Here is an 8581-nt window from a genome sequence, read left to right on the forward strand (position 1 = left end):
TCCCGATCGATGTCCGTCTAGTGCCCACGGTACGACGTGCGCAGCCAGTCCCGCACCCGGCGGGCGTTCGCGAGCGCGCGTTCGTCGCCCGACTCCTCGTGGATGCGCACGGCCTCGCCGACGGCAGCCAGCCCGTCCTCGTGCCGGCCGAGCGACCCCAGGGCCACCGCGAGGTTGCTCAGGGCCGAGGCGAGGTCGGGGCGGAACGTCCGCGGCCGCTCGTCCGCCAGCCTTCGGTAGAGGCCCACGGCCTCGTCGCCGCGCTCCACCGCCTCGGCGACGCGGCCCAGGGCCGTGAGGTGGGACGAAAGTCCGCTCAGGGACCTGGCCAGGCCGGGCAGGGCGTCGGGTTGCCGCCGCATGAGCCGCCGGTAGATCTGGACGGACTCCTCCGCGGCGTCAACGGCTTCCTCGTACCGCTCCAGCTCGCCCAGCGTGGCCGAAAGACCGCTCAGCCCGGAGGCCAGTTCGGCCTCGTAGGACCGGACACGCTCGCTGTTCAGCCTGCGGTAGTGCTGGACGGCCTCGTAGCCGCTGCCCACCGCGGCGGCGACCAGGCCGGCGGCCAGGGACCACTGCGACAGGTTGGCCAGGCTGCCCGCCAGCGCCGCCGTGAACTTCCTGGGCCGCCGCGCGGCCAGCCCGCGCTGGATCTCGATGGCCTCGCGCACGGCCGACAGGCTCTCGCCGGTCCGGCCGAGTTCGGCCAGCAGCACCGAGTGGTTGTTCAGGTTCCTCGCGAGGGCCGGCCGGAACGCCTCCGGATGCTCCGCGGCCAGGCGGCGGTGGATCGCGACGGCCTCCTCGGACACCGCCAGCCCGTCCTCCGGACGTTCCGCCTGGCCCAGCCTGATGGCGAGATTCGACAGGCAGGCCGCCAGCTTGGGCCGGAAGGTCGCGGGCTGCTCCGCCGCCAGCCTCCGGAAGACCACCACCGCCTCGGTGGCCGCGGACACCGACTCCTCGTAGCGTCCCAGGTCATGGCACCGGTCGGCCAGGTTGGCGAGCGACACCGCGAGGTCCGCCTCGAACGCCGCGGGATTGGCCGCCGCGAGCCGCCGGCGGATGGACACCGCCTCCCAGATCGTGGCGAGCCCCTCGTCCGGCCGGCCGACGCCCGCCAACCGGTTGGACAGGTTGTTCAGCGCGGCCGCGAGCTGCGGCCGGTGCGCGTCGGAGCGCGCCATCGCCAGTCTCCGGTAGACGCCGACCGCCTCCTGAGCCGCGGCGAGCGCGTCCTCGGAACGCCCCAGTTCCCCCAACTGGACGGAAAGGTTGTTCAGCGCCGCGGCCAGGTCGGGTTCGTAGGCGGCGGGGCGCATCTCCGCCAGCGGCCGGAAGCGGTCCACCGCCTCCCGGCCCGCGGCGAGCCCCTCCTCGTACCGCCCCTGCTCGCCCAGCCGGACCGCCAGGTTGGCGAGCGAGCCGGCGAGTGCGGCCTCGAACGCCCCCGGGTTCGCGTCGGCCAGCCGCCGCCGGATCAGCACGGCCTCCTGCGCCGACCGCGCGCTCTCGGCGGTGCGCCCCAGCTCTCCAAGCCGCAGCGCGCGGTTGTGCAGGGCGGCGGCCAGCATCGGGAGGTGCGGGTTCGCGTCCCCTTCCCCCTCCGCCAGCTCGCGGTACAGGCCCAGTGCCTCCTCGACCGCTGCCAGGGCTTCCTCGCACCGCCCCATCTCCGCGAGGCGGGCGGACAGGTTGTTCAGGCCCGCCGCCAAGGCCGGACGGGTCGACGGCATCCCCGCGCGGCAGAGTTCCACGGCCTCCTGGACCGCCGCCAGGCTCTCCCGGCGCCGCCCCAGGTCCGCCAATGCGAGCGACTGGGCGTTCAGGCTCGTCGCGAGCTGCGTCCGGAACACCCGGGGATGTTCGACGTCCAGTCTCCGCATGACCTCGACGCCCTCGGCGAGCTGGCCGAGGCTCTCCTCGTGCCGCCCGAGCCGCCCCAGATGTCCGGAATTGAGCACCAGGGAGTCGGCGAGCGCACCGATGTAGCGGACGTCCTCCTCCCCCTCGGCCAGCGCGCGGGCGACCACCGCACGCCGGAGTTCGAGCGCCGCCGAAGCCGCATCCTGGGCCGCCTCGTACATGCCGATGTTGGCTCGGCGCTCGCTCAGCCGCTCGTACAGCCTGGCCTTTCCGGCCGGGCTCCGCACCGCGGCGAGCCTGGACTCCATGAGCCGCTCCGCGAGCACGGCGCTCGCGATGTCGAGATCGATCAGCCGGACGCCGGGCAGCCGCGCTTCGACGGCCTCCAGGACTTCCGGGTCCACCTCCGGCATCTCCGTGAGCCGGAGCAGGACGGCGCCGCCCGCCGCGATGGCCGACCCGGGACGTTCGAGCAGGAGGGCGTTGAGCTGCTCCGCGACATGCGGCCACCGGCGGGCCGCCTCGACCAGCAGCCCGAGGAGCGCCGGTCCGCGCTGCGTGGCCGCCAGGGTCCGCAGAAGGTCGACCGCCCATTGTTCGGCCCGGACGTCGCGATCGTGCTCGTGGTCGTGCCCGGGGATGGCGAGGGCCACGAAGTCCTCAGCGAGGCCGCCCGGGGAGAGCGGCTGCAACCCCGTGCCGGTGGTCACCGGCGGATAGCAGTAGAGGTGGTCCCGCAGTGCCGCCGCCGGTTCCGCGATGCCCGCGGCCCGCAGCACGTCCTCGCAGTCCTCCAGCGGCACCGGGCCCACCAGCGAGGCGGCGTAGGCCGCACGGGCCATGGCGTCCGGGGTGCTGCCGATGATCCCGTTGTGGTGCAGCCCCCGCCAGGATCTGCGTTCCTGACGTGCCACCGAGACCTCGACCGGGCGCGAGGGCGCGCCCTCTCCCTCCGACACCTGGGCGAGCGCCGCCATGTGGATGGTGAGGGGCCGCTGGAACGCGGGGTCGGTGTCCAGCTCCGGCGGTGGCGATATCGCGGTCCGGTCCGCCCCAGGGATCACCTCGGCGAACAGTTCGGCCGCCCCCAGGAAAACGGCCCGCCGGGCGGACCCGTCGTCCGGTAGCGGTGCGAGTTCGCTGGCGTCGGTCTCGATCCCCCGGCCGCTGAGCCGGTGCGAGAGGGCACGCCACCACGCTCCCGCCGGGCGCGCGAGGAGGAGTACGCGGACCGTCCGTTCGCCGCCGAGCGCGACGTCCTCCAGCATGTCCAGCAGCTCTTCGACCGGCCACGCCTCGGCGTCGTCGACGACGAGGAGCAGCCCCAGCGGCCGCCGCCCCTCGCCCGGCCCCGTGGGCTTACGGGTCGCGGGCGGCTCCCGTTCCTCGCCGGGATGCGCCGCAGCCACCTCCCATCCCCCCGTATTGCTCAGCATGGCGAACTCGCGCGCCAGCCGGGTCTTGCCCTGTCCTCCCGGACCGTGCACCAGCCTGACCCTCGCTCCCTCCCCGCGCAGCCACGCGTGGAGGTCGTCGAGTTCGGAATCGCGGCCGACGAGACGTGCCCGCTCACCGGCGGCGGCGAGCGCCCGGCTCGGCGGCACGCCGTACGGGGCCGGCAGCGGTGCGGCCGGCGGCGGATAGGGAGTGATCGTGTAGCGGCGGCGCGGTTCGGCGGCGTCATCGAGGCCGGGCTCATCGGGGACGGCCGCCGCGACCGGGCGTTCCACGGTCAGCCGGACGGTCCTGAACGGCACGCCGCCCGCCGTGACGAGGGTGAGGCACAGCTCCTCGCCCGGAGCGTCCAGCGCCTGCGCGACGAAGGTGACGGGCCCGTAGGTGCCGCCGAACCGGTGCACCACCAGCGTGGTGTCGCCGACCGACTCGACGGCGAACCCGGAGCCGCCGTCCAGGACGCAGCCGATCGCGTACTCCTCCTGCTCGTAGGGCCATTCGCCCAGCGGCCCCTCCAGTTCGACGTCCACGCTGACGAGGTGGCGGCCGCCGGTCTCGGCGCGGCGCGGCCAGCTCACGACGGGACGCAGCCGGACCTCGGCCGGGCTCATGTCTCGTCCCGGCGCACGAGGCGGAGCGTCGTGTCTGGGTGCCCGAAGTACACGTACATGAAGCTCCAGAAGAACCTCTTGTACGCGTCCGGGAACCGGTCGTCGGGCTCGTTCGGCCGGAAGCGCACCCGCTTGGCGTAGTGCCGCCGGTGCTCGTGCAGGAACCGCGCCAGGTTCTCGGGGTTCTTCCCGGCCCGCTGGACGAGCTTCACCGCGAACCCGTGGGAGTGCCTGGCGCCGATGTCGCCCCCGGTCGCGATGACACCGCGTGCCCCCTTGGTCAGGAAGGTCTGCGCGAAGCTGCGGGTCGGGGCCCCGAGGTGCCCGCTGTCCATCACGGTACGGCCGGTGATGCAGGCGTTGAGCAGCACGATCGCCTGTGCCGCGCGCAGCGCTGACATGTCGTACTCGAAGAGCCGTTCCAGCGCGATCCCGTTGAGCTTGAGCCTGTCCGCCGTGTACTCCCCGTGGCACCGGATCATCAGCAGGGAGAACGGCGGATGTTCCGCGTTCTCGTCCGAGAGGGACCGGAGCAGCTTGTCGACGGTGGGCTCGCGGTCCCGGACCTCGTACTTGGCGAACGCGTCGAGGCCCTCCCTCAGGTCTTCGGCCTCCATCATCATGAGACCGCCCGTCCGCTCCTGCGCCACCGCGCCGTAGCGTCCGCCGGCCTGCTCGTACAGCAGGCTGGTCCACCTGGTGACGGGGATGAGCTCGCCGAGCCATCCGCGGGGGCCGGACCGCCCCGGCGGCGGCTGGTGGAAGCAGAGCTCCCATGGGATCTCGTAGCCGGTCACGTCGAACACGACGAGCTGCGCGTTCTCGTCCTGGAGAAGGTCACCGAGCCAGGAGTGCAGCGTGCGCAGGCCGCCCCACCAGTTCATCATCCAGTCGTGGGTCCGCCGCCATTCCTCGTCGTCGACCGCTCCGTTCAGCCTGCCCAGCGAAAGATCCTCGTGGGCCTGCTGCGCGTCGAGGTCGTCGTCGGAGGTCGCGCCGTGGTGCTCGCCCCTGTGGTGGAAGTGGAGCTCGAAGCTGCGCGGCCCGTATCTGGCGTTGGCCTTGACCGACAGCATCGCGACGTTGGGCGCGAGCTCCTCGTCCAGCGGAGCCGGCCCGGCCGGGAGGCTCTCGGGCTCCGGGGCCGGCACGGCGTCGGAGGGGACGGCGGGGACGGCCGGTCTCGTCCGGGCCTCCGGCGGCTCACCGCCGTCCGCGGACATCTCGCCCCGCATGCTCATCGCCGGTGCCCCTCCTTCCGCGGTGCGACGATCACCGAGCCGCCCATCGCCTCCGCGAGGTCGAAGGGCAGCCCGGAGTACTGCGCGACGTCGGGCGACAGCACGACGGCGCGGACGCCGGGCAGCGTGCGCAGCGGGGCGGCCGCGTCGAGCGCGGCCGTCACCCCCCGGCGGCCCACCGCCTCGCGGACCGTGCCGAGCAGGCTGTCGTCCAGCGGCACGTTGCCCCGGCCGTCCGTGGCGACCACCAGCGAGATCGGCAGGGGACCGCGCCGCAGCAGCCGGCGCGTCTCGGCCACCGCCAGTTCGAGGCCGTGGGCGAGGGGGGTGGCCTGGCCGGGCGACCGGTTGAGCGAGGCGAGGACGCGGGGGTCCAGCAGGGAGCGGGCCCGGTAGCGGACGGCGCTCAGCTCCGCCGGATTGTCCCGGTGGCCGAGTTCGATCACCGACACGGCCGAGTCGTCACGGTGGGCCCGGCGAAGGAACGCGGCCATCCCGGGAGCGCGGTCGAAGTGCCGCCAGCACGAATGGTCCAGCACGAGGACGAGGGCGGAACCGGGCTCGGGCTGGCGACGCGGCCGGCGCAGGTCCGCCGGGCTGATGAGCAGCCTGCCGCCGCCCCCCGGACGGTGGGCGCGCCGCACCCGCTGGTACTTCGCGGCCTCGACCACCGTGGCGACGATGGCGAGGTCCCGGAGGTCGAAGGCCGGGCGGACACCGAGGGGCCGCCCCCTGCGTCGCGCGGCGAGCGTGCGTTGCCGGCCCGCCGGGCGCAGCGTCCCCAGCCTCGGGAGGGCGTCGGCCTCGTCCTCCGGATAGGGCCAGGAGTCGTCCGGCAGCGCCGCCGGAAGGGGCACGGGCGGGCCGGCGCGCCCGTCCCCCACCGGTTCGGCGGCGCCGGAGCCCGCGGACACGCGGGCCGCGGGCCGCACCGGCTCCGGACGGGGCGGGCGGGGCGCGACCTGTCCGGCCGGCCGGAAGGGTTCCGCCGGTTCCGGCGGGGCGCCGGACGCCCCGGGGACCGGGAGGCCCATCAGCTCCGCCGCCTCGTCGACATGCGCGGGTCCGGTGGCCCCGGCCCCGGCGAGACCGGCCAGCACGCGCGCCACCCGGGCGAGCGCCAGATCCCTGCGGCGGCTCGGGCCGGGCGGCAGCAGGTCCACGACGCGCAGGGCCGCCGCCCGGGACAGCGGCGGCCTGGTCGCCGGCCCCGCCGCCAGGGTGGGCAGCCCGTCCAGGAGCGCCGCGTCCTCGGCGGTCCGGGTGGTGCGGCACGCCGCGGCCGCCGACGGGGCCCACTCGGCACGCAGCCCGCCGGCCGCCACCCGGATCGGGAACCGGTCCAGCAGGTGCGGCGACAGCCCGCCGGCCGCCGCGCGCGGTGCCGCCGCGAGCCACCACGTCCGCGGCGTCCAGCGCAGGCTGTGCCCGAGCAGTTCCGCCGAGGCCGCGTCGGCGCCGGCCATCGTCACGATGCTGCGCGCCGCGAGCGGGTCGGCCTGGACGAGGTCGGGCACGATCACCACGGCGCCGGAGTCCGCGGCGAGCGGTCCCGGTTCGAACCGGAGTTCCTCGCCGTGCAGGCGGGTGCGGAGCCAAAGGCCCTCGTCCCCGGAATGCGGGCCGAGCAGCACGGTCGGGGGTGTTCCGGGCAGCGCCTCGGCGAGCCGGTGGGCCAGCGGCGCCAGCAGGGACGGTTCGAGGTCGAAGAAGAGCACGCCTCCCAGCCGGTGGTCCGCCGCGAGGCACCGCAGCAGTGTCCGTACCCGGGCGAGCGAGGCCATCGGCTCACCCCTCGCGCAGCTGCTCGGTCACCATGTCCTCCTCGGCGGCCCCCCACTCCGGGAGCCGGCCGGAGTCGCCGCTGGACCTGCGGTGCACCAGCGCGAGCCGCGCGACGCGCCGGACGTGGCCGGTGGTCACCGCGGCGTCGCCGTCGATGGCGGCCAGAGCCCGCGAGGCCCGCGCCAGGACGATCTCGCCGCGGTGCCCGGCGAGCCCGAACGCCTGCGCCAGCCGGGCGCACGCCGCGAGCGTCCCGTCGGCGAAGACGACCTCGCCGACCCGCTCCTTCGCCTTCTCCAGTTCCGCGCGCCGCTCCGCGTCCCGCCGCCGCGCCTCGGACACGAGTTCGCCGCCGGGGTCGTCCTGGAAGGCGAGGACCCTCTCCATGATGAGGGCGCGCTCGTCCACCGCGTCCTCCGGGCGGACCTCGGCGACCAGGCCGAACCGGTCGAGCAGCTGGGGCCGGAGGCTGCCCTCGTCGGGGTTCATGGTCCCGACCAGCGTGAACTTGACCGGCACCGACCGCTCGGCGAGATTGTCGCGCTGGATGTTGAGGACCCCCGTGGACACCACGTCCAGGATGATGTTGACCAGGTAGTCGTCGAGCAGGTTGACCTCGTCGATGTAGAGGATCCCGGAGCTGGACTTGGACGCCTCGACCAGCAGCCCGTCCTGCGCCTCGGGCTCTCCCCGCATCAGCTTGTCGATCTTCCAGCCGCCGAGAACCCGGTCGTCGGTGGCGCCGATCGGCAGGGTGACCGGAAGCTCGCCGGTCAGCATCGCGGTGAACGCGCGCACGGTCGTGGTCTTCGCGGTGCCGCGCTGCCCTGTCGCCAGCACGCCGCCGACGGCATCGCTGACGTAGGCGATCTCCAGCGCGGCACGCAGTTCCCCCTGCCCGACGATCAGCGAGTACGGCAGGACGGACGACATCGGCTCCTGATCGATCACTTCTGTTCCCTGTACACGATGTGACTCTCGTTCTGTACCAGCGCGAATCTCATGTCGTCCGGCAATGGAATTCCCTGCCGCCAGTGGTCGCACCAGAGCTCGAACAAGGCGCGCTCCTTGTCCGGGTCCTCCTGGGGCGGCATGCGCAGGGCGTAGAGCAGGTCCGCCCGATGCAGATCGAAGGCCACCTCGACGCTCTCGGCGTACGCGAGCGCCACGTGCACGGCGCCGCGGTAGGCCGTCCAGGCCAGCGCCAGGGGGACGAGTGCCAGCAGCAGCCACCAGCCCGACGCCAGCAGCAGCGCGAACGTCGCGACCGCGGTGAACGCCATGGTCACCGCCATCCGGGCTGCGAGGTCCAGGCTGTCGCGGCGGTCGTCGACGGTCGCCCTGACCCGCTCTCCGAGAAGCGGGTAGAGCCTCGGCCAGGCCGTCACCGCGTCGAGCCCGTATGCGCGTCCCGCGCCGTCCTCCATCGCCGCCAGCACGTTGCCGAGGGCCGTTCCCCGGACGAGGTGGTCCGGGATCGGGAACCGGCGCCGCAGGTCATGCCCCGCCGCGCCGGCCCGCTGGATCTCCTTCTCGTCTGGAGGCGCCCCCTTGGGCTCCGCGGCGTCCGACAGCGCCTTCTTGCGTCTCAGCTGCCCCTCGCGCCGGCCCACCCCCGGTGAC

General features: G+C 74.4%; 5 protein-coding genes. All 5 read right to left on the reverse strand.

The window, feature by feature from the left end; all coding sequences use genetic code 11:
* Positions 1-17: 17 nt before the first annotated feature.
* Positions 18-3932 carry a tetratricopeptide repeat protein gene (locus tag E1289_RS24425; protein WP_131984000.1) on the reverse strand — a complete coding sequence of 1305 codons (3915 nt, stop codon included), beginning with the start codon at positions 3930-3932 and terminating at the stop codon, positions 18-20.
* Positions 3929-5173, reverse strand: coding sequence for a CHAT domain-containing protein (locus E1289_RS24430; RefSeq protein WP_131984002.1), 1245 nt, complete (start codon positions 5171-5173; stop codon positions 3929-3931). Before E1289_RS24430 ends, E1289_RS24425 begins: the two co-directional genes overlap by 4 nt.
* Positions 5170-6957 (reverse strand): hypothetical protein, encoded by a 1788-nt coding sequence (locus tag E1289_RS24435; protein ID WP_131984004.1) that lies wholly within the window; start codon positions 6955-6957, stop codon positions 5170-5172. Before E1289_RS24435 ends, E1289_RS24430 begins: the two co-directional genes overlap by 4 nt.
* A 4-nt stretch (positions 6958-6961) precedes the next feature.
* The gene (locus tag E1289_RS24440) at positions 6962-7909 is read right to left on the reverse strand and encodes an AAA family ATPase (RefSeq protein WP_207929123.1); all 948 of its coding nucleotides are present in this window, start codon (positions 7907-7909) and stop codon (positions 6962-6964) included.
* Positions 7906-8581 (reverse strand): hypothetical protein (locus E1289_RS38355; RefSeq protein WP_207929124.1); only part of this gene is annotated, 676 nt, incomplete at its 5' end. The genes E1289_RS24440 and E1289_RS38355, both read right to left, overlap by 4 nt.

Source organism: Actinomadura sp. 6K520 (assembly GCF_004349245.1).
Lineage (GTDB): Bacteria > Actinomycetota > Actinomycetes > Streptosporangiales > Streptosporangiaceae > Spirillospora.